This is a genomic window from Streptomyces sp. VNUA24 (assembly GCF_029167005.1).
GTDB classification, from domain to species: domain Bacteria; phylum Actinomycetota; class Actinomycetes; order Streptomycetales; family Streptomycetaceae; genus Streptomyces; species Streptomyces scabiei.
This window is the reverse complement of record NZ_CP119143.1, coordinates 816621-843407: the sequence shown is the minus strand read 5'-3', so window position 1 is coordinate 843407 and position 26787 is coordinate 816621. Positions and strand designations below refer to the sequence as shown.

At 75.7% G+C, this 26787-nt stretch carries 2 protein-coding genes; both read left to right on the top strand.

The features are described 5' to 3' along the window. Positions 1-13 precede the first annotated feature (13 nt). A complete protein-coding gene (locus PYR72_RS03260) occupies positions 14-14938 on the top strand; it encodes a type I polyketide synthase (RefSeq protein ID WP_275453768.1) in 14925 nt (4974 codons plus the stop codon). An 81-nt stretch (positions 14939-15019) separates the two neighbouring features. Further along, positions 15020-26752, top strand: coding sequence for a type I polyketide synthase (locus tag PYR72_RS03255; RefSeq protein ID WP_275453767.1), 11733 nt, complete (start codon positions 15020-15022; stop codon positions 26750-26752). Positions 26753-26787: the final 35 nt, after the last annotated feature.

The window sequence follows — 26787 nt, the reverse complement described above, 5'->3', positions numbered from 1 at the left end:
GAGCACCGCGAAGATGCCGGACGAACAGAAGCTTCTTGAGTACCTCAGGCGGGCGACCGCGGACCTCGGGCAGGCGCGTCAGCGACTGCGCGAGGAGGAGGACGCCAGGCACGAGCCGATCGCGATCGTCTCGATGAGCTGCCGCTACCCCGGTGGCGCCGACGACCCCGAACAGCTGTGGGACATGGTCTCCTCCGGCACCGACGCCATCTCCGAGTGGCCGTCCGACCGGGGCTGGGACACGGCCGCCCTCTACGACCCCGACCCCGACCGGCCGGGCACCTCCTACACCCGGCACGGCGGATTCCTGCACCGGGCGGGGGAGTTCGACGCCGCGTTCTTCGGCATGTCGCCGCGCGAGGCCCTCGCCACCGACCCGCAGCAGCGGCTGCTCCTGGAGACCTCCTGGGAGACGCTGGAACGCGCGGGCATCGACCCCGCCGTCCTGAAGGGCACCGCGACCGGCGTCTTCGTCGGCGCCATGACCAACGGCTACGGCGACGGCTCCCGCGACCGGTCCGACGTCCAGGGCCTGCTCCACACCGGCACCGCCGGCAGTGTGATCTCCGGCCGGATCTCCTACACCCTGGGCCTGGAGGGCCCGGCGGTGACGGTCGACACCGCGTGCTCGTCCTCGCTGGTCGCCCTGCATCTCGCGATACGGGCGCTGCGCTCCGGCGAGTGCTCCCTCGCCCTCGCGTGCGGTGTCACCGTCATGCCGCACCCCGACCCCTTCGTCGCGTTCAGCCGCCAGCGCGCCCTGGCACCCGACGGCCGCTGCAAGGCTTTCGCGGCCGGCGCCGACGGCACCTCGTGGTCCGAGGGCGTGGGTGTACTGCTGCTGGAGCGGCTGTCGGACGCGCGCCGCCACGGCCGCCGGGTGCTGGCGGTGGTACGGGGCAGCGCGGTTAACCAGGACGGGGCGAGCAACGGTCTGACGGCGCCGAACGGTCCTTCGCAGCAGCGGGTCATCCGGGCGGCGCTGGCGGACGCCCGGCTGCTGCCGGGTGATGTGGACGCGGTGGAGGCGCACGGCACGGGCACCCGCCTCGGTGACCCGATCGAGGCACAGGCGCTGCTCGCGACGTACGGCCAGGACCGCGCGGAGCCGTTGTGGCTGGGGTCGTTGAAGTCGAACATCGGGCACACCTCGGCCGCCGCCGGTGTGGGCGGCGTCATCAAGATGGTCCAGGCGCTGCGCCACGAGGTGCTGCCCCGGACCCTGCACGTCGACGCGCCGACCCCGCAGGTCGACTGGTCGGCGGGCGCGGTCGAACTCCTCACGGAGGAACGCCCGTGGGCCTTCGACCCCGACCGCCCCCGCCGGGCCGCCGTCTCCGGGTTCGGCGTGAGCGGCACCAACGCCCACGTGATCCTGGAGGAGGCACCGGAGTCCGCCGAGACCCCGGAGGCCCCGGAAACCGCCACCCCCCTGCCGCTGGTGCCCTGGGTCCTCTCCGCCCGTGGCGAGGACGCCCTCGCCGACCGGGCCCGCCAACTGCTGGCCCTCGCCGACGCGGACGCCGTGAGCCCGGGCGCCGTCGCCCGCGCCCTCGCCACCAGCCGCTCGCCGCTCGAACACCGCGCCGTGGTGGTCGCGGGCGACGCCGAGGGATTCCGTACGGGACTCACCGCGCTGGCGACCGGCGCCGAGGCCGCCAACGTGGTCCGAGGGCTCGCGGGACCCGCCGGCCGGACCGTGTTCGTGTTCCCCGGCCAGGGGACCCAGTGGACCGGGATGGCCCTCGAACTCCTCGACACCTCACCGGTGTTCGCCGCCCGCATGGCCGCCTGCGAGCGCGCCCTCGCCCCGCACGTCGACTGGTCCCTCACCGGCGTCCTGTCCTCCGCCACGGACCTGGAACGCGTCGACGTGGTCCAGCCCGCGCTGTGGGCCGTCATGGTCTCCCTGGCCGCGCTGTGGCGCTCGGCCGGTGTCGAGCCGGACGCCGTGCTCGGCCACAGCCAGGGCGAGATCGCCGCCGCCGTCGTGGCGGGTGCGTTGTCCCTGGAGGACGGCGCGAAGGTCGTCGCCCTGCGCAGCCGGGCCATCACGGCCATCGCCGGACGCGGGGGAATGGCCTCCGTCCCGCTGGCGCCGGGGGAGTTGGCCGGCCATCTCGGCCCGTGGGGCGACCGGCTGTCCGTCGCCGCCGCCAACGGCCCGGCCGCCACCGTGCTGTCGGGCGACACCGAGGCGATCGACGGCATCGTGGCCCAGTTGCAGGCCGAGGACGTACGGGCCCGCCGCATCCCCGTCGACTACGCCTCCCACTCCGCGCACGTCGAGGAGATCCGCGAACGGCTCCTGGAGTGCCTCGCGGACATCGAGCCGACGACCGGCCGGGTGCCGTTCTTCTCCACCGTGGACCTGAACTGGCAGGCCCCCGGCGCGCTGGACGCCGAGTACTGGTACCGCAACCTGCGGCAGACCGTGCGGTTCGAGGAGGCCACCCGCACCCTGCTCGCCCAGGGCTTCCGCTTCTTCGTCGAGTCCAGCGCCCACCCGGTGCTCACCGTGGGCATCAGCCAGACCGCCGAGGCCGAGGAGTCCGACGCCGTCGCCGTCGGCACCCTCCGCCGCGACCAGGGCGGCCTGGACCGGTTCCTGCTCTCCCTCGCCGAGGCCCACACCGGCGGCCTCGCGCCGGACTGGGACACCCTGCTCGCCGGGCACCCGGGCGACACCGTCGACCTGCCTACCTACCCCTTCCAGCGGCGCAGGTACTGGCTGGAACGGCCCTCGACCGACGCCGAGGACACCGCCGCCGGCGACCCGGCGGACGCCGCCTTCTGGGAGAGCGTCGGCGGACAGGACCTCCCGGCGCTCACCACGACGCTCGGCGTCCGCCCCGAGGATCCGCTGACCGTCGTCCTGCCCGCCCTGGCCGACTGGCGCAGGCGGCGCGACGAACGCGCGACCGTGGACTCCTGGCGCTACCGGGTCGACTGGCGGCCCCTCGCCGACGATTCCCCGGCCGGCCGCACCGCCGCCGCCCCGACCGGCACCTGGCTGGTGGCGGTCACCGACGGCACGGAGGGCGACCCGGCACGGGACGCCGTGGTCCGGGCGCTGCGCGAGGCCGGCGCCGTCCCCGTGCCCGTCGTCCTGACCGAGGCCCACACCGACCGGGCCACGCTGACCGCGCACCTGACCGAGGCGAGCACCGGCCCCGTCCACGGTGTCCTCTCCCTCGTCGCCCTCGACGAGCGCCCCCACCCGGGCCACCCCCACCTTCCCCTGGGCCTCGCGCTCACCCTGACGCTCGTGCAGGCCCTGGGCGACTCCGGCGTCACCGCCCCGCTCTGGTGCGCCACCCGGGGAGCGGTCACCACGGGCCGCGACGACGCGGTGACCAGTCCCGGACAGCACATGGTCTGGGGCCTCGGCCGGTGTGCCGCGCTGGAGCACCCGCAGCGCTGGGGCGGTCTGGTCGACCTGCCCGACACACTCGACGAGCGGGCCGCCGCCCGGCTGTGCGGCATCCTGGCCGGCCGGGACGACGAGGACCAGGTCGCCGTACGCCCCTCCGGCGCGTACGGCCGGCGGCTGGTCCGCGCCCGGCCCGCCGACCCCGCCCGCGCGGACGCCTGGCAGCCGCGCGGCACGGTCCTGGTCACCGGCGGCACCGGCGGCGTCGGCGCGCACCTCGCGCGCTGGCTGGCCGAGGGCGGTGCCGAGCACCTCGTCCTGGTCGGCCGCCGGGGCGCGGACACCCCCGGCGCGGCCGACCTGGCCGCCGAACTGACCGCGCTCGGTACCCGGGTCACCGTCGCCGCCTGCGACGTCGCCGACCGCGACCGGCTCGCCGAACTGGTGGCCGGGATCGAACAGGACGGCACCCGGATCAGCACCGTCATCCACGCCGCCGGCACGGGCCTGCTCGTGCCGCTGGCCGACACCGACCCCGACGAGTTCGCCGACGTCCTGTACGCCAAGGTCGCGGGCGCCGAGAATCTCGACGCCGTCTTCGACCGGGACGACCTGGACTCCTTCGTCCTGTTCTCCTCCATCTCCGGCGTCTGGGGCAGCGGCGACCACGGCGCCTACGCCTCCGCCAACGCCTACCTCGACGCGCTCGCCGACCGCCGCCGTGCCCGGGGCCGCACCGCCACCTCCGTGGTGTGGGGCATCTGGGACCCCGAGGGCGGCGCGGGCATGGCCGCCAACCTCGTCGAGGAGCAACTGCGCGGCCGTGGCATCCCGTTCATGGCCCCTCAGGTCGCGCTGACCGCGTTCCAGCAGGTCCTCACCGACGACGAGACCGTCGTCCTCGTCACCGCCGTCGACTGGGACCGCTTCGCGCCCGTGTTCACCTCGGCCCGGCCCAGCCCGCTCATCGGCGACCTGCCCGAGGTCCGCCGCGCGCTCGCCGAGGAGACCGCGCCCGGCCAGGACGGCGACGACACCGCCTCCTCGCTGCGCGACCGCATCGCGGACCTGCCCCCCGCCGACCGCGACCGCCTGCTCACCGACCTCGTGCGCACCCACGCGGCCGCCGTCCTCGGCCACGGCTCCGCCGACGCCATCGCCCCCGAACGCGCCTTCCGTGAACTGGGCTTCGACTCGCTGACCGCCGTGGAGATGCGCAACCGGCTCAACGCCGCCACCGGTCTGCGGCTCCCGCTCACCGTCCTCTTCGACTACGCCTCGGCCGACGCGCTCGCCCGGCATCTGCGCGAGGAACTGCTCGGCCCCGACACCGCCGCCCCGGCCGGGCCGGCCGTGCCCGCCCATGTGCCCGCCGACGCCGACGACCCGATCGCCATCGTCGGCATGAGCTGCCGCTACCCCGGCGACGTCCGCACCCCGGACGACCTCTGGCGGCTCGTCGCCGAGGGCCGGGACGTCATCTCCGCACTGCCCGCCGACCGCGGCTGGGACCTGGACGGCCTCTACGACACCGACCCCGACCGGCCCGGTACGACCTACAGCTCCGAAGGCGGATTCCTCTACGACGCCGGGCAGTTCGACCCCGCCTTCTTCGGGATCTCCCCGCGCGAGGCGCTGGCCATGGACCCGCAGCAGCGGCTGCTCCTGGAGACCTCCTGGGAGGCCCTGGAACGGGCCGGCATCGACCCCGCGTCCCTGCGCGGCGGACAGGTCGGCGTGTTCGCCGGCGCCGCCTACCAGGGCTACGGCGGCCTGAGCGACGTACCCGAGGAGGTCGAGGGGCACCTCATCGCCGGTATCTCCACCAGCATCCTGTCCGGCCGGATCGCCTACACCCTCGGCCTCGAAGGGCCGGCGGTCACCGTCGACACGGCCTGCTCGTCCTCGCTGGTCGCCGTCCACCTGGCGGCCCAGGCCCTGCGCTCCGGCGAGTGCTCCCTGGCGCTGGCGGGCGGTGTGACCGTCATGGGCACCCCGCTGTCCTTCACCGGCTTCAGCAGGCAGCGGGGTCTCGCCGCGGACGGCCGCTGCAAGTCCTTCGGCGCCGACGCCGACGGCTTCGGCATGGCCGAAGGCGCCGGACTGCTGCTCCTGGAGCGATTGTCGGACGCCCGCCGCAACGGCCACCGTGTGCTCGCCCTCGTACGGGGCTCGGCCGTCAACCAGGACGGGGCCAGCAACGGACTGACCGCCCCCAGCGGCCTGGCACAGCAGCGGGTCATCCGCAGCGCGCTGGCCGGCGCGGGCCTGGCCCCCGCCGAGGTCGACGTCGTCGAGGCACACGGTACGGGCACCCGGCTCGGTGACCCGATCGAGGCGCAGGCGCTGCTCGCGACGTACGGGCAGGACCGCCCCGCGGACCGGCCGCTGCTGCTCGGCTCGCTGAAGTCCAACATCGGGCACAGCCAGGCCGCCGCGGGCGTCGCCGGGATCATCAAGATGGTCCAGGCGATGCGCCATGAGGAACTGCCCCGCACCCTGCACGCCGAGGAGCCGACCCCCAACGTCGACTGGTCCGCGGGCGCCGTGGAACTCCTGACGGAGCCCCGGCCGTGGGCCCGGGCCGGCCACCCGCGCCGCGCCGGCGTCTCCTCCTTCGGTCTCAGCGGCACCAACGCCCACGTGATCATCGAGGAGCCGTCCGAGGACGAGGAGTCCGGTGCTCCGGCGGACGGGAGCGCGCTCGGTGCCGCCGTCCCGTGGCTGCTCTCGGCCCGCACCCCGGAGGCCCTGCGCGAGCAGGCCGCGCGCCTGCACACCAGCCTGACGGACCGTCCGCAGCTGCCGCCCGCCGAGGTCGGCCGGGCGCTGGCCACCACCAGGTCGGCGTTCGAGCACCGGGCCGTCGTCGTCGGCACCGACCGTGACACCCTGCTCACCGGCCTGGCCGCGCTCGCCGCCGGAGAGAACGACCCCACTGTGGTGCGCGGCACCGCGACCACCCCGGGCCGTACCGTCTTCGTCTTCCCCGGCCAGGGCTCGCAGTGGGTCGGCATGGCGGTCGGGCTGCTGGACTCCGCGCCCGTCTTCGCGGAACGGATCGCCGCGTGCGAGCGCGCCCTGTCGCCGTACCTGGACTGGTCGTTGACGGACGTACTGCGGGCCGCCCCCGGCAGCCCGCCGCTGGACCGGGTGGACGTGGTCCAGCCGGTGCTGTTCTCCATGATGGTGTCGCTGGCCGCGCTCTGGCGGTCGTACGGCGTCGAGCCCTCGGCCGTCGTCGGGCACAGCCAGGGCGAGATCGCCGCCGCCGTCGTGGCGGGGGCGCTGACCCTGGAGGACGGCGCCAGGATCGTCGCCCTGCGCAGCCGGATCCTGACCACGCTCGTCGACCGGGGCGCGATGCTCTTCGTCGCCCTCCCCGACGAGGAGGTACGCGAACGGCTCGCGCCCTGGTCGGGGAAGCTGTCCGTCGCCGCCGTCAACGGGGCCGCCGCCGTGACCGTCTCCGGTGACCCCGAGGCCCTGGAGGAGTTCGGCGAGCGGCTGTCCGAGGACGGCGTGATGCGCTGGACGATCCCGGGCGTCACCTTCGCCGGACACTCGCCCCAGGTGGACGAGGTGCGCGGGGAACTGCTGGACGCGCTCGCCGGTATCACGCCGCGCCGATCCGACATCGCCTTCTACTCCACCGTGACCGGGGGCGTCCTCGACACCACGGCCCTGGACACCGAGTACTGGTACCGCAACCTCCGCGAGCCCGTCGAGTTCCACCGGACCGTCGCCGCGCTGATCGAGGACGGCCACGACACCTTCGTCGAGACCGGGCCGCACCCGGTGCTGACCGTCTGGATCGAACGGAGCCTGGAGGCCGCGGACGTCACCGGCCGGGTCACCGGCACCCTCCTCACCGACGACGGCGGCCCCGACCGGTTCCTGACCGCCCTGGCCGCACCGCACGTCCACGGCGTCCCGGTGGACTGGTCCGCCGTGTTCGGGGGCGTCGCCCCCCGACCCGTCGAACTGCCCACCTACGCCTTCCAGCGGCAGCGGTACTGGCTGGAGCCCATCGCCACGCCCGCCGAGGCCGCGACCGGGGCCCCGGGCGCGGACCGGCCCGGCGACACCGCCTTCTGGGACGCCGTCGAGCGGAACGACCTCAGCGCCGTCGCCACCGCGCTGAACCTGCCCGACGAGGACGACGGCGCCCGCACCTCCCTGGGCGGAGTCCTCCCCGCGCTCGCCGACTGGCAGCGCGGCCGCCGCAGCCGCAGCGCCATCGACGGCTGGCGTTACCGGGTCACCTACAAGACCCTGCACCCCGCCCCCGGCACCCCCGCCCTCACCGGCGCCTGGTGGGTCGTCGTACCCGCCGACGCGGCCGACCACCCCGTAGTGACGGGCGCGCTGCGGGCCCTCGAACGGCACGGCGCCCTGGCCGTAGCGGTCGAGATCGGCGCCGCCGACACCGACCGGGCCGCGCTCGCCGCCCGGCTGGGCGCCCTGACCGCCCCGAGCGGCGGCGTGCTCTCCCTGCTCGCCCTCGCCGAGCAGCCGTACACCGACGGGACCGCTCTGCCGACCGGGCTCACCCTCACCACCACCCTCCTCCAGGCGCTCGGCGACGCCGGCATCAACGCCCCCCTGTGGTCCGCGACCTGCGGCGCGGTGTCCGTCGGACGCTCCGACGCCCTCACCGCACCCGCCCAGGCGACCCTGTGGGGACTCGGCGCCGTGGCCGGCGTGGAGTACCCGGAACGCTGGGCCGGACTGGTCGACCTGCCGGCCGACCTCGACGACCGCTCCGGCGGGCGGCTCGCCGCCGTCCTGGCCGGCCTCGACGGCGAGGACCAGGTCGCGATCCGGCCCTCGGGGATCTACGGCCGCAGGCTCGTACGGGCCCTGCCCGGCGACGAGACGGCCCCGGTCGCCTGGAAACCCGACGGCACCGTACTGATCACCGGCGGCACCGGCGCCCTCGGCGCCCACATCGCCCGCAGGCTCGCCCGCTCCGGCACCCGGCACCTGCTGCTCACCGGCCGCCGGGGCCCCGACACCCCCGGCGCCGCCGAACTCGTCGCCGAACTCGCCGACCTGGGCGCCGAGGCACGGATCGCCGCCTGCGACGCCGCCGACCGCGACGCGCTCGCCGCCCTCCTCGCCGGCATCCCCGACGACCGCCCGCTGCGCGCCGTCGTGCACGCCGCCGGCGTCCTCGACGACGGCGTCCTCGACACCCTCACCCCCGAACGGGCCGCCGGCGTCCTGCGCCCCAAGATGGACGCCGCCCGCAACCTGGACGCCCTCACCCGCGACCTGGACCTGACCGCGTTCGTCCTGTTCTCCTCCCTCGCCGGCACCCTCGGCGGCACCGGCCAGGGCAGCTACGCCGCCGCCAACGCCTACCTCGACGCCCTCGCCGAGCACCGGCGTTCACTCGGCCTTCCGGCCACCGCCGTGGCCTGGGGCCTGTGGGCGGGTGACAGCGCCGCCAACTCCGCCCGCGAACAGCTCGTCCGCAACGGCATCCCGCCGATGGACCCGGAGCTGGCCGTCACCGCCCTCGAACAGGCCGTGGAACAGGGCGAGAACAGGCTGATCCTCTGTGACTTCGCCTGGGACCGGTTCGCCCCCGCCTACACCGCGCTGCGGCCCAGCGCCGTCCTGCGCGACCTGCCCGAGGCCCGCGACATCCTGCCCGCCGCCGGGGCCGACGGGCAGGACACCGGGGCGGACTCCCTCGCCGCCCGCCTCGCCGCCCTGTCCGCACAGGAGCGGCAGGAGGAACTGACCCGTCTGGTCGCCACCGAGGTCGCCGCCGTCCTCGGCTACCCCGACCCCGCCGGCATCGACCCCGACCGCGTCTTCAAGGACCTCGGCTTCGACTCGCTCACCGCCGTCGACCTGCGCAACCGCCTCTCCGAGGCCACCGGATTGCGCCTGTCGGTCACCCTGGTCTTCGACCACCCCACCGTCACCGCCCTGGTGGACCACGTACGGTCCGAACTCGGCGGCACAGCGTCGGTGTCGACCTCCGCCCCGGTGGTGCCCGACTCGCCGGCCCTGCCGGTCGTCGACGACGACGCCATCGCCGTCGTCTCGATGAGCTGCCGCTACCCCGGCGGTGTCACCACCCCGGAGGAGCTGTGGCGGCTGGTGGCCTCGGGCGCCGACGCCATCACCGAGTTCCCCACCGGCCGCGGCTGGAACCTCGACGAGCTGTACGACCCGGACCCGGAGAAGATCGGCCGCACCTACGCCCGCGAGGGCGGATTCCTGCACGACGCCGACCACTTCGACCCGGCGTTCTTCGGGATCTCCCCGCGTGAGGCGCTGGCGATCGACCCGCAGCAGCGGCTGCTCCTGGAGATCTCCTGGGAGGCGTTCGAACGGGCCGGCATCGACCCGGCGTCGCTGAAGGGCAGCAGGGCCGGCGTCTTCGTCGGGTCCAGCTACCGCGACTACGGCTCCCGCGTCCAGGAACCCACCGAGGAGACCGAGGGCTACCTCGGCATCGGCAGCGCGGGCAGCGTCGCCTCCGGCCGCATCTCCTACACCTTCGGCCTGGAGGGCCCGGCGGTCACCGTCGACACGGCCTGCTCGTCCTCCCTGGTCGCCGTGCACCTCGCGGCCCAGGCGCTGCGCTCCGGCGAGTGCACGCTCGCCCTCGCGGGCGGTGTCACGGTGATGTCCACCCCCGACGCGTTCGTCGAGTTCAGCAGGCAGCGGGGCCTCGCCGCCGACGGCCGCTGCAAGCCCTTCGCCGAGGCCGCCGACGGCACCGCCTGGGCCGAGGGCGCCGGCATGGTCGTACTGGAACGGCTGTCCGACGCCCGCCGCAACGGCCACCCGGTGCTCGCCCTGGTCCGGGGCTCGGCCGTCAACCAGGACGGTGCCAGCAACGGTCTCACCGCCCCCAACGGACCCTCCCAGCAGCGCGTCATCCGGCAGGCCCTCGCCTCGGCGGGACTGAACAGCGCCGACGTCGACGCGGTCGAGGCGCACGGCACGGGCACGCGGCTCGGCGACCCGATCGAGGCGCAGGCCCTGCTGGCGACGTACGGCCAGGACCGGCCCGCCGACCGGCCGCTGCTCCTCGGCTCCCTCAAGTCCAACATGGGACACGCCCAGGCCGCCGCCGGTATCGCGGGCCTGCAGAAGATGGTGCTGGCCATGCGGCACGGAGTCCTGCCGCGCACCCTCCACGTCGACGCGCCGACCCCGTTCGTCGACTGGTCGGCGGGCGCCGTGTCGCTGCTCACCGAGGACACCCCGTGGCCGGACAACGGCCACCCGCGCCGCGCCGGCATCTCGTCCTTCGGCGTGAGCGGCACCAACGCGCACACGATTCTGGAACACGTACCGGACGAGTACGCCCTGGACGGCGCGGACGAGGTCGGAGATGACACCGCCGACGAGGGGACCGTCCTGCCGTGGCTGCTGTCGGCCCGCAGCCGAGCCGCGCTGCGAGCCCAGGCCCAGCGGCTGCTGGAGCACACCGACGCCCGGCCCGGCCTGCGTCCGGCGGACATCGCGCACACCCTGGCCACCGGCCGCAGCGCCTTCGAGTACCGGGGCGCCGTCGTGGGCGACAGCCGCGAGGCGCTGACCGGCGGCCTGAAGGCACTCGCCACCGGCGGAAGCGCGTCCGGCGTCACCCAGGGCACGGCCGTGGCGGGGAAGCTCGCCTTCCTCTTCGCCGGACAGGGCAGCCAGCGCGCCGAGATGGGCGCCGAACTGTACGCCCGGTACCCCGTGTTCGCGGACGCCTTCGACGAGATCTGCGCCGAACTGGACCCGCTGCTGGATCGCCCGCTGCGCGAGGTCGTCTTCGCCCCGGCCGGTTCCGACGCGGCGGCCCTGCTGGACCGCACGGAGTACACCCAGCCGGCGCTCTTCGCGGTCGAGGTCGCCCTCTTCCGTCTGGTCGAGCACGGGGGCGTGGTACCAGACCTGCTGTTCGGGCACTCCATCGGCGAACTGGCGGCCGCTCATGTCGCCGGGGTCCTCACGGCCCCCGACGCCGCCGCGCTGGTCGCGGCCCGAGGCCGGCTGATGCAGGCCCTGCCCGAGGGCGGCGCCATGGTCGCGCTGACCGCCTCCGAGGAGGAGGCCACCGAACTGCTCGCCTCCCACGAGGGCCGCGTCGCGGTGGCCGCCGTCAACGGCCCGGCCTCCGTCGTCGTCTCCGGCGACGAGGACGCCGTCCTGGACGCCGCCGAACGGTGGCGCGCACGCGGCGGCAAGGCCCGGCGGCTCACCGTCAGCCACGCGTTCCACTCGCCGCACATGGACGGCATGCTCGACGAGTTCCGGCGGGTCGCCGAACGCCTGGACCTCCGGGCGCCGCGCATCCCCCTGGTCTCCGACATCACCGGTGAACTGGCCACCCCCGAGCAGCTGATGTCGCCCGAGTACTGGGTGCGGCACGTCCGTGAGGCGGTCCGCTTCCACGACGGCATGCGGCGGCTCGCCGCCGAGGGCGCCGTCACCTACCTCGAACTCGGCCCCGACGGCTCGCTGACCGCCATGGGACGCGACTGCCTCGCCGAAGCCGACCCCATCGGCTCCGACGACCCGGTGGACCCGTCCGCCGCCGGCCCCCTCGTGCCGCTGCTGCGCAAGGACCGCACCGAGACCCGGGCCCTCACCGACGCCCTCGCCCAGCTGTACGTCCGGGGCACGGCCGTCGACTGGCCCACGGTCCTGGAAACCACCGGCAGGGGCGGCCGGGTCGAGCTGCCCACCTACGCCTTCCAGCGCGAGCGGTACTGGCTGGAGGCCACCGCGGCATCCGGCGGCATGGCCGCCGCCGGGCTCCTGCCGGCGGACCACCCGCTGCTCGGCGCCGCCGTCCCGCTCGCCGACACCGACGGAGTCCTGTTCACCAGCAGGCTCTCCGTACGCACCCACCCCTGGCTGGCCGACCACGGTGTCTTCGGCACCGCCCTGCTCCCCGCCACCGCCCTGCTGGAACTGGCGGTCCGGGCCGGCGACCAGGTCGGCTGCGGCCAGGTCGAGGAACTCACCCTGGAAACCCCGCTGGTGATCCCCGCCCAGGGCTCGGTGGCACTGCAGCTCACCGTCGGCGCCCCGGACTCCACCGGCGCCCGCCCGCTCAGCGTCCACACCCGCCCGGGAGACACGGACGACATGGGCTGGACCTGCCACGCCCGGGGGCTGCTCGTCCCCGCCGCCGACGAGACGGAACCGGCCGGCTCCGTGACCTGGCCGCCGGCCGGCGCGCAGCCCGTGCCGATCGACGGGCTGTACGAGCGGTTCGCGGAGGGCGGCTTCGGATACGGGCCCGCCTTCCAGGGGCTGCGCGAGGTGTGGCGGCTCGGCGACGACGTGTACGCGGAGGCGAGCCTGCCGTCCGAACAGCAGGCCGAGGCCGGGAAGTTCGGGCTGCACCCCGCGCTCCTCGACAGCGCCCTGCACGCGCTGATCTTCGGCGTCCTCGAAGGCACCACCCAGGGCTGGCTGCCGTTCTCCTGGAACGGCATCCGTCTGCACGCCTCCGGAGCCCGCGCCGTACGCATCCGGCTGACGCCCACCGGCAACAACGCCGTGTCGGTGCGTGCCACCGACACGGCCGGGCAGCCGGTCGCCTCCATCCGCTCCCTGGTGCTCCGTCCGGTCGACCCCGACCAGGTACGCGCCGCCCGGACCGCACACCACGACGACCTGTACCGCGTCGAATGGCCCACGCTGTCCCGGCAGGCCGCCGCCGACCCCGACGGCTGGGCCGTCATCGGCGCCGAGGCACCCGACTGGGCCGCCCACGGCATCACACGCTCCGCCACCGGCCTCGAAGCGCTGTCCCGCGAGATCGCCGAAGGCGCCGGGGGAGTCGTGCCGCCCGCTGTCGTCCTCGCCCACGTCCCCGCCGCGCCGGCCGGACTCGGGCAGCCCGCCGCGGTACGGCACGTCACCGGGCACGTCCTCGCCCTCGTACGGGAGTGGCTGGCCGACGACACGTTCGCCGACGCCAAGCTGGTGCTCGTCACCCGGGGCGGCGTCCCGGTGAGCGCCGACGGCGTCGCACCGGACCTGGCCCACGCCGCCGTGTGGGGGCTGGTGCGGTCCACGCAGACCGAGAACCCCGGCCGCTTCGTCCTCGCCGACCTCGACGACGCCTCCGAGGACGCGCTCGTCGCCGCCGTCGCCAGTGGCGAACCCCAACTCGCCCTGCGCAAGGGCCGGACGCACATCGCCCGGCTGGCCAAGGTGCCCGTCACCGAACAGCCCGGGACACCCGACTGGGGACGCCCCGGCACGGTCCTGATCACCGGCGGCACCGGCGCCATCGGCTCCGTCCTCGCCCGGCACCTGGCCGCCGAACACGGCGTGAAGCGCCTGCTGCTCACCAGCCGCCGGGGCCCCGCCGCCGAGGGCGCCGCCGACCTGGTCGTCGGCCTCGCCGCCCTCGGCGCCCACGCGGAGGTGGTGGCCTGTGACGTCGCCGACCGGGAGGCACTGGCCCGGCTGCTCGGTTCGCTGCCCGAGGCCCACCCGCTGACCGCCGTCGTGCACGCGGCGGGGACCATCGCCGACGGGGTCGTGGACGCGATGACACCGGCCCGGCTGGACACCGCCCTGCGGCCCAAGGTCGACGCGGCCTGGAACCTCCACGAGCTGACCGAGGGCATGGACCTGACCGCGTTCGTGGTGTTCTCCTCCATCGCCGGGATCTTCGGCGGCATGGGCCAGGGCAACTACGCGGCGGCCAACGCCTTCCTGGACGCGCTGGCCCACCACCGCAGGGCGAACGGCCTGCCCGCCGCGTCGCTCGCCTGGGGCCTGTGGGCGAACAAGGGCGGCATGAGCGGAGGTCTTGACGAGGCCGACTTCCGGCGCATCGCCCGCGGCGGCATCGTCGCCTTCTCCCCGGCGGAGGGGGCGGCCCTGTTCGACTCGGCCAACGCCACCGGCGAACCCGTCGTCCTGCCGCTGCGACTGGACACCGGGGCCCTGGCCGCCCAGTCCGGCACCGGCGGCGTCCCGGCGCTGCTGCGCGGACTCGTACGTACGCCCGCCCGCCGGAGCGCGGCGGCCGGCGAGGCGGCCCCGGACGCGGCCGACACCCTGCGCCGCACCCTGGCCGGCCAGCCCGAGCAGCGGCGCGCACGGACCCTGCTCGACCTGGTGCGCGGGCACGCCGCCACGGTGCTCGGTTTCCCCGGCCCGGCCTCGGTGGACGCCGAACGCGGCCTGCTGGAACTGGGCTTCGACTCGCTGACCGCGGTCGAACTGCGCAACCGGCTCGGCGCCGCCACCGGCCTCAGGCTGCCCGCCACCCTGCTGTTTGACCACCCCACCTCGGCGGCCATCGCCCGCCAACTGTCCGTCGAACTCGCCCCCGAGAGCGCCGGACCCGACCTCGTCGCCGACACCGCGGGCCTGGCCGAACTCGGCCTGCTGGAAGGCGCCCTGGACAACGGCACGGCCGGGCCCGAACTGCTCGGCCGACTCGAAGAACTGATCAGCAGGCTGCGCCCGGGAACCGGCGGCGCGGCGCAGGACCGCCTGGAGGAGCGGATGGAAACGGCCAGCGACGACGAGCTCTTCGAGTTCATCGACAACGAACTCGGTATGTCGTGACCCCCCTGCCCCCATCCGCGCGACGGCGGCTCCCCACGCCCGGCCCCTCCCGCACGAAGGCCCCGAAGGTGACGGTGCACAGTGACTGACGGCACGCTCAACGACGACAAGCTCCGCGACTACCTCAAGCGGGTCGCGGCCGACCTGCACCGCACCCGGCGGCGGCTCCAGGAGGTCGAGGGCCGGCAGCAGGAGCCCGTGGCCATCGTCGGCATCGGCTGCCGCTACCCGGGCGGGGTCGACTCCCCGGAGAAGCTGTGGCAGCTCGTCGCCTCCGGCACCGACGCGGTCGACGCCTTCCCCGCCGACCGGGGCTGGGACCTCGGCGCGCTGTACGACCCGACCCGGGAGCGCCCGGGCACGACGTACGCCGCCGAGGGCGGATTCCTCACCGGCGCCGCCGACTTCGACCCCGGCTTCTTCGGCATCTCGCCCCGCGAGGCGCTCGCCATGGACCCGCAGCAGCGGTTGCTGCTGGAGACCACCTGGGAGGCGTTCGAACGCGCGGGCCTCGACCCGGGCGGGCTGCGCGGCAGCGACACCGGCGTGTTCGTCGGCGTGATGTACCAGGACTACGGACTACGGCTGCGCCAGGTCGCCGACGACATCCAGGGGTACATCGGCAACGGGAACTCCGACAGCGTCGCCTCCGGCCGGCTCTCGTACACCTTCGGCCTGGAGGGTCCGGCGGTCACGGTCGACACCGCGTGCTCCTCCTCGCTCGTCGCCCTCCACCTGGCCGCCCAGGCGCTGCGCCGGGGGGAGTGCGGGCTGGCGCTGGCCGGTGGCGCCATGGTCATGTCGACGCCGGTGCCGTTCGTCGAGATGAGCCGGCAGGGCGGGCTCGCCGCCGACGGCCGCTGCAAGTCCTTCGCCGCCGGGGCCGACGGCACCGGCTGGGGCGAGGGCGTCGGCATGCTCCTGCTGGAGCGGCTCTCCGACGCCCGCCGCAACGGTCACCCCGTGCTCGCCCTGGTCCGTGGCACCGCCGTCAACCAGGACGGCGCGAGCAGCCGGCTGACCGCCCCCAACGGGCCCGCCCAGCAGCGGGTCATCCGACGGGCGCTCGCCGACGCCGGGCTCACCCCCGCCGACGTCGACGTGGTCGAGGCGCACGGCACCGGCACCCCGCTCGGCGACCCCATCGAGGCACAGGCCCTGCTGGCCACGTACGGGCAGGACCGGCCCGCCGACCGGCCGTTGCTGCTGGGCTCGCTGAAGTCCAACCTGGGGCACACCCAGGCCGCCGCGGGCGTCGGCGGCATCATCAAGATGGTCATGGCGATGCGCCACGGCACCGTGCCGCCCACCCTGCACGCCGAGCGACGCACCCCCACCGTCGACTGGTCGGCCGGCGCCGTCGAACTCGTCACCGAGGCCGTCGCCTGGCCGGAGACCGGCGCCCCGCGCCGCGCGTCCGTGTCGTCCTTCGGGATCAGCGGCACCAACGGGCACATCGTCCTCGAACAGGCGGGCACCGAGCCGGACCCGGCCCCCGAGGGCGAGGCCGACCCGTCCGGCACGGCCGACGAGCCCAGCCTCCTGACCGCCCTCCCCTGGCCCGTCTCCGCCCGCAGCCGCGAGGCCCTGCGCGCCCAGGCCCGCCGCCTCGCCGCCCACCTCGACACGCACCCCGGACAGCGGCCCCTCGACATCGGCCACGCCCTGGCCACCACCCGGGCCGCCCTCGAACACCGTGCCGTCGTGGTCGCCGCCGACGAGGAGGGGTTCCTGCGCGGCCTGCGGGCCCTGGCCGAGGACACCCCCGAGCCCGGACTGCTCCGCGGCACCGGCGGCCCCGGAGCCGACACCGCGTTCGTCTTCCCCGGCCAGGGCTCGCAGTGGACCGGCATGGCAGCCGAACTCCTCGACACCGCGCCCGTCTTCGCGGAGCGGATCGCCGACTGCGCACGCGCCCTGGCCCCCCACACCGACTGGTCCCTGACCGACGTACTGCGCGACGCCCCCGGCGCCCCGCCGCTGGACCGCGTCGACGTGGTCCAGCCCGCGCTGTGGGCCGTGATGGTGTCACTGGCGGCGCTCTGGCAGTCGTACGGTGTCGAGCCGTCCGCCGTCGCCGGGCACAGCCAGGGCGAGATCGCCGCCGCCGTGGTCGCCGGGGCGCTGTCCCTGGAGGACGGCGCCAAGGTCGTCGCGCTGCGCAGCAGGGCCATCGTCGCGCTCGCCGGGGCCGGCGGCATGGCGTCCGTGCCGTTGCCGGTCGACGAGGTCCGCGCCCTGCTGGGCGACGCGGACGGCGGTCTGTCCGTCGCCGCCGTCAACGGGCCCGCCTCCGTGGTCGTCTCCGGCGACCGGGCGGCGCTGGACGACCTGATCGACCGGCTCACCGCCCGCGACCTCAGAGTCCGACGGATCCCCGTCGACTACGCCTCGCACAGCGCCCACGTCGAGCGCATCCACGACGAACTGCTCGGCCTGCTGGCCGACATCCGCCCCCGCCCCTCCGACATCCCCTTCTACTCGACCGTCACCGCCGAACCGCTCGACACCACCGGCCTCGACGCCGGCTACTGGTACCGCAACCTGCGCCGGACCGTCGAGTTCGAACAGACCACCCGCGCCCTGCTGGCCGCCGGCCACCACGTCCTCGTCGAGGTCAGCCCCCACCCGGTGCTCACCGTCCCGATGGAGGAGACCGCCAGAGCGGCCGGAGCCGACGAGGCCGTGGTCATCGGCACGCTGCGCCGGGACGACGGCGGCCGGGCCAGGTTCCTCGCCGCCGTCGGCGAGCTGTACGTCCACGGCGTACGCGTCGACTGGCGTGTCGCCTACGCCGGACGGCGCACCCGCCGGGCCGACCTGCCGACGTACGCGTTCCAGCGCCGCCGGTACTGGCTGGAGGACTCCGCCGCCCCCCAGGGCGACATGGCCTCGGCCGGGCTCGCCGCCGCCGACCACCCGCTGCTCGGCGCGGTCGTCGCCCTCGCCGACGGGGACGGACTGCTCCTCACCGGCCGTCTCTCCACCCGCACCCACCCCTGGCTCGCTGACCACGCCGTCCGTGACGCCGCCCTGCTGCCCGGCACCGCCTTCCTGGAGCTGGCGGTACGGGCGGGCGACCAGGTCGGCTGCGGCCAGGTCGAGGAACTCACCCTGGAGGCCCCGCTCGTCCTGCCCCCGGACGGCGGCGTCGCCGTACAGCTCGCCGTCGGCGCCCCGGACCGGGACGGGCGCCGCCCGCTGAGCCTGCACGCCCGCCCGGACGGCACCGACGACGCGCCGTGGACGTGCCACGCCCGGGGGCTGCTGGCTCCCGCCGCCGAGGAGGCGGAGCCGGAGGCGGCGGCCTGGCCGCCGGCGGGCGCGGAACCGGTGGACCTGGACGGGCTGTACGAGCGCTTCGCGGAGGGCGGCTTCGCGTACGGGCCGGCGTTCCAGGCCCTGCGTGCGGCGTGGCGGCTGGGGGAGGAGGTGTTCGCGGAGGCGAGCCTGCCGGCGGAGCTGCAGGCCGAGGCCGCACGGTTCGGGCTGCATCCCGCGCTCCTCGACGGCGCCCTGCACGCGACCGGCCTCGGCGAGGCGGCCGAGGGCCGGATGCCGTTCGTGTGGACCGGGGCCGTCCTCCACGCGCAGGGCGCGACCGGTCTGCGGATGCGCCTCACCCCCGCCGGCCCCGACACGGTGACCCTGCGCGCCCTCGACCAGGCCGGACGGCCCGTCCTGACCGTGGCGGGCCTGGCCCTGCGGCCGGTCGGCGCCGGGAGTCTCACGGCCCCGGCCGCCGGACGCCACCACGACTCCCTGTTCCGTCTCGACTGGACACCGGTCCGCCCGGTGCCCGGCCCCACGACGCCTTCCTGGGCGGTCCTGGGCCCCACCGAGGACACCCTGGGAGTCGCCCGCCACGCGGACCTCGCCGCGCTCCGCGACGCCGACGGGCCGCTGCCGGAGTTCGTCCTCGCCGACCTCGGCGCGGCCCCGGCCGACCGGGCCGACGGGCTCGCCGACGCCACCCGCACCGCCGTGCACGACGCCCTCGCCCTCGTCCAGGACTGGCTCGCCGACGACCGGTTCACCGGAACACGGCTCGTCCTCGTCACCCGGGGCGCGATCGCCGCCCGGCCCGGCGAGGACGTACCGAACCTGCCGCACAGCGCGGTGTGGGGGCTGGTGCGCTCCGCGCAGACCGAGCACCCGGACCGCCTCCACCTCGTCGACCTCGACCCGGACGCCGACCTGCCGGCCGCCCTCGCCGCCGTGCTCACCGCCACCGGCGAGACGCAGTTCGCGGTGCGCGGTTCCGAGGTCCTCGTACCGAGGCTGGCCAGGATCCCCGTACAGGACGACGACGCGGCCCCGCCCCTGGACCCCGACGGCACCGTCCTGATCACCGGCGGCACCGGACTGCTCGGCGCCCGCGTCGCCCGTCACCTCGTCACCGCACACGGCGTACGGCACCTGCTGCTGACCAGCCGCGGCGGCCCGGACGCCCCCGGTGCGGACGCGCTGCGCGAGGAACTGGCGGCGCTCGGCGCGGAGGTGGACGTCGTCGCCTGCGACGCTGCCGACGCCGAGCGGCTCGCCGAGGTCCTGGCCGGCGTACGGCGTCCGCTGACGGCCGTCGTCCACGCCGCCGGAGTGCTCGACGACGGCGTGATCTCCTCGCTCACCCCCGAGCGCGTCGACGCCGTCCTGCGGCCCAAGACCGACGCGGCACTCAACCTGCACCGGCTCACCGCCGGCCTGGACCTCGCGGCGTTCGTGCTCTTCTCCTCCGCCGCCGGTACCTTCGGCGGCCCCGGACAGGGCAACTACGCCGCCGCCAACGCCTTCCTGGACGCCCTGGCCCACCACCGCCGGGCCCAGGGCCTGGCCGGGCGGTCCGTCGCCTGGACGCTGTGGGAGCGGCGCAGCGCCATGACCGGGCACCTCGGCGACGACGAGGTCCGCCGGATCGCCCGCTCGGGCCTGCCGCCCCTGACCGACGCGCAGGGCCTCGCCCTCCTCGACTCCGCGCTCACCGTCGACGAACCGCTGCTGGTGGCCCTCCGGCTGGACACGGCCGCGCTGCGCGCCCGCGCCGAGAGCGAACCCGTACCCCGTCTGCTGCACGGAGTGGTCCGGCTGCCCGCCCGCCGCCAGGCCGCCCTCGCCACCGCCGCCGAGGACGACCGGAGCCCGCTGGCCGAACGGCTGGCCGCGCTGGATGCCCCCGGCCGCCGCCGTGAACTCCTCGACCTGGTACGCGCCCAGGTCGCCGCCGTACTCGGCCACCCGTCGCCCGAGGCCGTCGAGCCGGGCCGCGCCTTCCGGGACCTCGGCTTCGACTCGCTGGCCGCCGTCGACCTCCGCAACCGCCTCGGCAACGCCACCGGACTGCGGCTGCCCGCCACCCTCGTCTTCGACCACCCGACCCCCGAGGTCCTCGCGGCCCACCTCGGCGGCGAACTGCTCGGCGCGGACACCGGCCCCGTGCCGGCCGCCGTCCCGGCCGCCGGCAGGGGCGCGGCGACCGGCGAGGACCCGATCGCCGTCGTCGCCATGGGCTGCCGCTACCCCGGCGGTGTCCGCTCGCCCGAGGACCTGTGGAACCTGGTCTCCTCCGGCACCGACGGCATCGCCGCCTTCCCGGCCGACCGCGGCTGGGACCTGGACGCCCTCCACGACCCCGACACCGAACGCCACGGCACCTCGTACGCGCGGGAGGGCGGCTTCCTGTACGACGCGGGGGAGTTCGACGCGGGCTTCTTCGGCATCTCGCCGCGTGAGGCGCTCGCCATGGACCCGCAGCAGCGGCTGCTCCTGGAGACCTCCTGGGAGACGCTGGAGCGCGCGGGCCTCGACCCGGCGGCCCTGAAGGGCACCGCGACCGGCGTCTTCGTCGGCGTCATGCACCAGGACTACGCCGCCCGCCTCCTGCCCCACATCCCCGAGGAGGTCGAGGGCTTCCTCGGCGCCGGCAACTCGGGCAGTGTCGTCTCCGGCCGCGTCGCCTACGTCCTCGGCCTGGAGGGCCCGGCGGTGACCGTCGACACGGCGTGCTCGTCCTCGCTGGTCGCCCTGCATCTCGCGACACGGGCGCTGCGCTCCGGTGAATGCTCCCTCGCCCTGGCCGGCGGTGTCACCGTCATGTCCAGCCCCGAACTGTTCGTCGAGTTCAGCCGCCAGCGCGGCCTGGCCCCCGACGGCCGCTCCAAACCCTTCGCCGCGGCCGCCGACGGTGTCGGCTTCGGCGAGGGCGTGGGCATGGTGCTGCTGGAGCGGCTGTCCGACGCCCGCCGCAACGGCCACCGGGTGCTGGCCCTCGTGCGGGGCAGCGCCGTCAACCAGGACGGCGCCAGCAACGGGCTCACCGCGCCCAACGGTCCCTCGCAGCAGCGCGTGATCCGCGCGGCGCTCGCCGACGCCCGGCTGTCACCCGGTGACGTGGACGTGGTCGAGGCGCACGGCACCGGAACCCGGCTCGGGGACCCGATCGAGGCGCAGGCGGTGCTGGCCGCCTACGGCCAGGACCGCGAAGAGCCGCTGTGGCTGGGGTCGTTGAAGTCGAACATCGGGCACACCTCGGCGGCCGCCGGCGTGGGCGGTGTGATCAAGATGGTGGAGGCGATGCGGCACGGGGTGCTGCCCCGGACGCTGCACGTGGACGCCCCGACCCCGCAGGTCGACTGGTCCGCCGGCGCGGTGGAACTGCTGACCGAGGAACGCTCCTGGCCCGCCGGTCCCGACCGGCCCCGCCGCGCCGGAGTCTCCTCCTTCGGCATGAGCGGCACCAACGCCCACCTGGTCCTGGAGCACGTCGACCACGTCGACGAGGATGTCGCGCAGCCCGCGCCCCCCGAGGGACCCGCCGTCCCCTGGGTCCTCTCCGGCCACACCCCCGAAGCCCTGCGCGCCCAAGCCGAACGACTCGCCGACCACGCAGACGCCCACCCCGGGCAGGGCGCCGCCGCCATCGGCCTGGCCCTCGCCACCACCCGCACCCGGCACGACCACCGGGCCGTCCTCGTCGGCGACCGCGAGCAACTGACCGCCGGACTGCGGGCCCTGGCGGCCGACGCACCCCTCGCCACCGTGGCCCGGGGCACCGCGACCGCCGTCGGCCGCACCGTGTTCGTCTTCCCCGGCCAGGGCGCCCAGTGGACCGGCATGGCACTCGACCTGCTCGACTCCTCGCCGGTGTTCGCCGCCCGCATGGCCGCCTGCGAACGCGCCCTCGCCCCGTACGTCGACTGGTCCCTGACCGGGGTCCTGGCCTCCGCCACGGACCTGGAGCGTGTGGACGTGGTCCAGCCCGCGCTCTGGGCGGTCATGGTGTCGCTGGCCGAGACCTGGCGGTCCTGCGGTGTCGAACCGGACGCCGTCCTCGGCCACAGCCAGGGCGAGATCGCGGCGGCGGTCGTCGCCGGGGCGCTCACCCTGGAGGACGGCGCCAAGGTCGTCGCCCTGCGCAGCAGGCTGCTGCGCGCCGTCGCCGGGCACGGCGGCATGGCCTCGGTGGCGCTGCCCGCCGACCGCGTGCGCGAACTGCTGGCCGGCTGGGGGGAGAAGATCTCGGTCGCGGCCGTCAACGGCCCGCGCTCCACCGTGGTCGCGGGCGAGACCGTGGCCCTCGCCGAACTCCTCACCTCCTGCGAGAAGGACGGCGTACGCGCCCGCCGCATCGAGGTCGACTACGCGTCCCACTCCGCCGAGATGGATCCCCTGCGCGCCGAACTCCTCGACGTCCTCGCCGACATCACCCCCACCACGGCAGGCACCCGGATGTTCTCCACTCTGGAGGCCGACTGGATCGAGGGGCCCGAACTCACCGCCGACTACTGGTTCCGCAACCTGCGGGGCACGGTCGAGTTCGAGCCCGCCGTCCGGGCCCTGACGGGAGCCGGATTCACCACCTTCGTCGAGTCGAGCCCGCACCCCGTGCTCGCCCCGGCCGTCCAGGAGGTGCTGGAGGACGGCGCCGTCACGGGCGTGGTCGTCGGCTCGCTGCGCCGCGACGACGGAGGCCGGGACCGGCTGCTGCTGTCGCTGGGCGAGGCCCATGTCCAGGGCGTACCCGTCGACTGGCCCGCGGCCCTAGGCCGTGTCCGCACGAGCCGGCCGCCGGACCTGCCGACCTACGCCTTCCAGCGCACCCGCTACTGGCTCGACGCCCCCGTCCGCACCGGAGACGTGGCCGCCGCCGGGCTGGGCGCCACGGACCACCCGTTGCTGGGGGCCGCCGTGGACCTGGCCGATTCGGGGGAGCAGCTGCTCACCGGGCGGCTGTCGACCCGGACCCACCCGTGGCTCGCCGACCACGTCGTCTCCGGAACCAACCTGCTGCCCGGCACCGCCTTCCTGGAACTCGCCCTGCGCGCCGCCGACGAGGCCGACAGCGCCCTCGTCGACGAACTCACCCTCCAGGCCCCGCTGATCCTCCCCGAGCGGGACGCCGTCCACGTCCAGCTGCGCGTCGGACCGCCCGACGACAGCGGCAGGCGCCCCCTCGGCCTCCACTCCCGCCCCGAGAGCGACCCCGGCGCGGACTGGACCCCGCACGCCACCGGCACCCTCGCCCCCGGCGCCCGCGCCGACGGCCCGCCCGCGCCGCCCACCTGGCCCCCGGCAGGTACCGAGCCGGTCGACCTGGACGGCGTCTACGACCGCTTCGCCGAGGCCGGTTACCGCTACGGCCCCGCCTTCCAAGGGCTGCGCGCCGCCTGGCGCGACGGCACCGACGTGTACGCGGAGGTCGCGCTCGAACGGCAGTCGGACAGCGGCGGTTACCTCGTCCACCCGGCCCTGCTGGACGGCGCCCTCCAGGCGTCCGCACTCCTCGACGACCGGCCCGGCCCCGCCCGGCTGCCCTTCTCCTGGAACGGTGTCACCGCCCACGCCACCGGGGCCGCCGCACTGCGCGTCCGGATCGGCCCGGCCGGGCCCGACGCGGTGAGCCTGGACGCCTGGGACCCGACCGGGCAGCCGGTGCTGTCCGCCGAGTCGCTGGTGCTGCGCCCGCTGTCCCCGGACCTGCTGGCGGCGGCCGTGGCGGGCCGGGACGGCCTGTACCGCCTGGACTGGACACCCGCCCCCGGCGCCGAGGCCACCGCCCCGCTCACGGGCTGGGCGGACCACGACGACACCGGCTCCGGCGCGCAGCCCACGGCGGTCGTCTGGACCTGCCCCACCGCCACCGGCCCCGACGAGGCCGCCCGCGTCCGGGACACCGTGACCGCCGCCCTCGCCGTCGTCCAGCGGTGGCCGTCCGACCCCCGCTCCGGCGACGCCCCCCTCGTGGTCGTCACCCGGCACGCGGTCGCGACCGGGCCCGGCGGACATCCCGCCGACCCGGCACAGGCCGCCGCCTGGGGCCTGGTCCGGGCCGCCCAGACCGAACACCCGGACCGTTTCGTCCTGCTGGACCTGGACGACACCGACGACTCGGCGGACGCCCTGCCCCGCCTGCTCGGCCTCGCCCTCGCCACACGGGAACCCCAGCTCGCCGCCCGCGCGGGGAACCCGCTCGCCCCCCGGCTGGCCCGGGCAGGGCGGCCCGGCACGCTGACACCGCCGGCCGGCGAAGCGGTCTGGCGGCTGGACACCACCGGTGAGGGCAGCCTCGACGGCCTCGCGCTCCTACCGTCCCCGGAGGCGGCTGCCCCGCTGGCCCCCGGCGAGGTCCGGGTGGCCGTCCGGGCCGCCGGCCTGAACTTCCGGGACATCGCGGTCTGCCTCGGCCTCGCCCCCGACCAGCGGATCCTCGGCAGCGAAGGGGCGGGCACCGTCCTGGAGACCGGGCCCGGCGTGACCGATCTCGCCCCCGGCGACCGTGTGTTCGGTGTCTTCGGCGGCGCCTTCGGCCCCGTCGCGGTCGCCGACCGGCGCACCCTCGCCCCGATCCCGCCCGGCTGGTCCTACGCCCGGGCCGCCACCGTGCCCATCGCCTTCCTCACCGCCCACTACGGCCTGTTCGACCTCGGCGGCCTGAAGGCGGGCGAGACGGTCGTGGTGCACTCCGCGGCCGGCGGTGTCGGCATGGCCGCCGTCCAGCTCGCCCGGCACGCCGGGGCCGAGGTGTACGGCACCGCGAGCCCCGGCAAGTGGGACGTCCTGCGCGGCCTCGGCCTCGACGACGCCCACATCGCCTCCTCCCGCACCCTCGACTTCGCCGACCGCTTCCTCGACGCGACCGGCGGACGCGGCGCCGACGTCGTACTGGACTGTCTGGCACGGGAGTTCGTCGACGCCTCCCTGCGGCTGCTGCCGCGCGGCGGGCGGTTCCTGGAGATGGGCAAGACCGACATCCGTGACGCCGGCACCGTGGCCGCCGCCCATCCCGGGGTCCGCTACCGGGCGTACGACCTGGCGGAGGCGGGCCCGGAACGGATCGCGCAGACGCTGGAGCTGATCCTCGACCTGTTCCGTCAGGGCACGCTCACCCCGCTGCCGCTGACCTGCTGGGACGTACGGCGGGCCCCCGAGGCGTTCCGGTACGTCGGCCAGGCCCGGCACACCGGCAAGAACGTGCTGCTGCCGCCCACCGCCCTCGACGCCGACGGCACCGCTCTCGTCACCGGCGGCACCGGCACCCTCGGCCGTCTGGTGGCCCGTCACCTCGTCGCCGAACACGGGATACGGCACCTGCTGCTGACCAGCCGCAGCGGCCCCGACGCCCCCGGCGCGGCCGAGCTGTGCGAGGAACTGGCCGCGCTCGGCGCGGAGGTGAGCGTCGTCGCCTGCGACGCCGCCGACCGCGACCGGCTCGCCGAGGTCCTGGCCGGCGTACGGCATCCGCTGACGGCTGTCGTCCACGCCGCGGGACTCCTCGACGACGCCGTGGTCTCCTCCCTCACCGCCGAGCAGGTGGAGCGCGTCCTGCGCCCGAAGACGGACGCGGCGGTGAACCTGCACGAGCTGACCCGCGACCACGACCTCGCCGCCTTCGTCCTGTTCTCCTCCGCCGCGGCCCTGCTCGGCGGTGGCGGGCAGGCCAACTACGCGGCCGCCAACGCCGCCTTGGACGCGCTCGCCGAACGCCGCCGCGCCGAGGGCCTGCCGGGCCTCTCCATCGGCTGGGGCATGTGGGAGGAACGCAGCGGCATGACCGGCCATCTTGGCGAGGTGGACCTACGGCGCATGAGCCGCAGCGGCGTCACCCCGCTGACCTCCGAGGAAGGGCTGGCCCTCTTCGACGCGGCCCTGCGCTCCGAGGACGCCTATCTGCTGGCCGCGCGACTGGACACCGCCGCGCTGCGCGCCGGCGGCGGACAGGACGTCCCGGCGCTGCTCCGCGGCCTGGTCCGGGCACCGCGCCGGCGGGCCGCCGCGGCGAACGGCGACGGCGGCGGCCGGGCCGCGGGCCTCGCCGAACGGCTCGCCGGGCTGTCCGAGGCGGACGCCCACGCCGCGCTGCTGGACCTGGTGCGCGGCCACGCGGCGGCCGTCCTCGGCCACCCCTCGCCCGAACTGGTCCAGCCCACCCGGGCGTTCAAGGAACTCGGCTTCGACTCCCTCACCGGCGTCGAGCTGCGCAACCGGCTGTCGTCCGCGACCGGCGTCCGGCTGCCGGCGGGCATGGTCTTCGACCACCCCACCCCCGACGTACTGGCCCGCCACCTCGCGGCCACCACCGGCCGGCCGGCCCCGGCCAAGGCGTCCGCGCCGCTCGTGGAACTGGACCGGTTCGCGGAACTGGTCGCCGGCCTCGCGCCCGACGCCCCCGACCGCGACCGGCTCTCCCAGCGGCTGCGCGAGGTGCTGGCCCGCCTCGAAGCCGGCGAACCCGCCGGACAGGTCACCGCGGACCACATCGAGTCCGCCTCGCACGACGAGATCTTCGACCTCATCGACAACCAGCTGGGCATCTCGTGACGCCCCGGATCCACGTACGGCAGTTTCCAGGAGAA

Coding starts and splice junctions, on each gene's coding strand:
- PYR72_RS03260 (WP_275453768.1), top strand. CDS start 14: ATGCCGGACGAACAGAAGCTTCTTGAGTACCTCAGGCGGGCGACCGCG.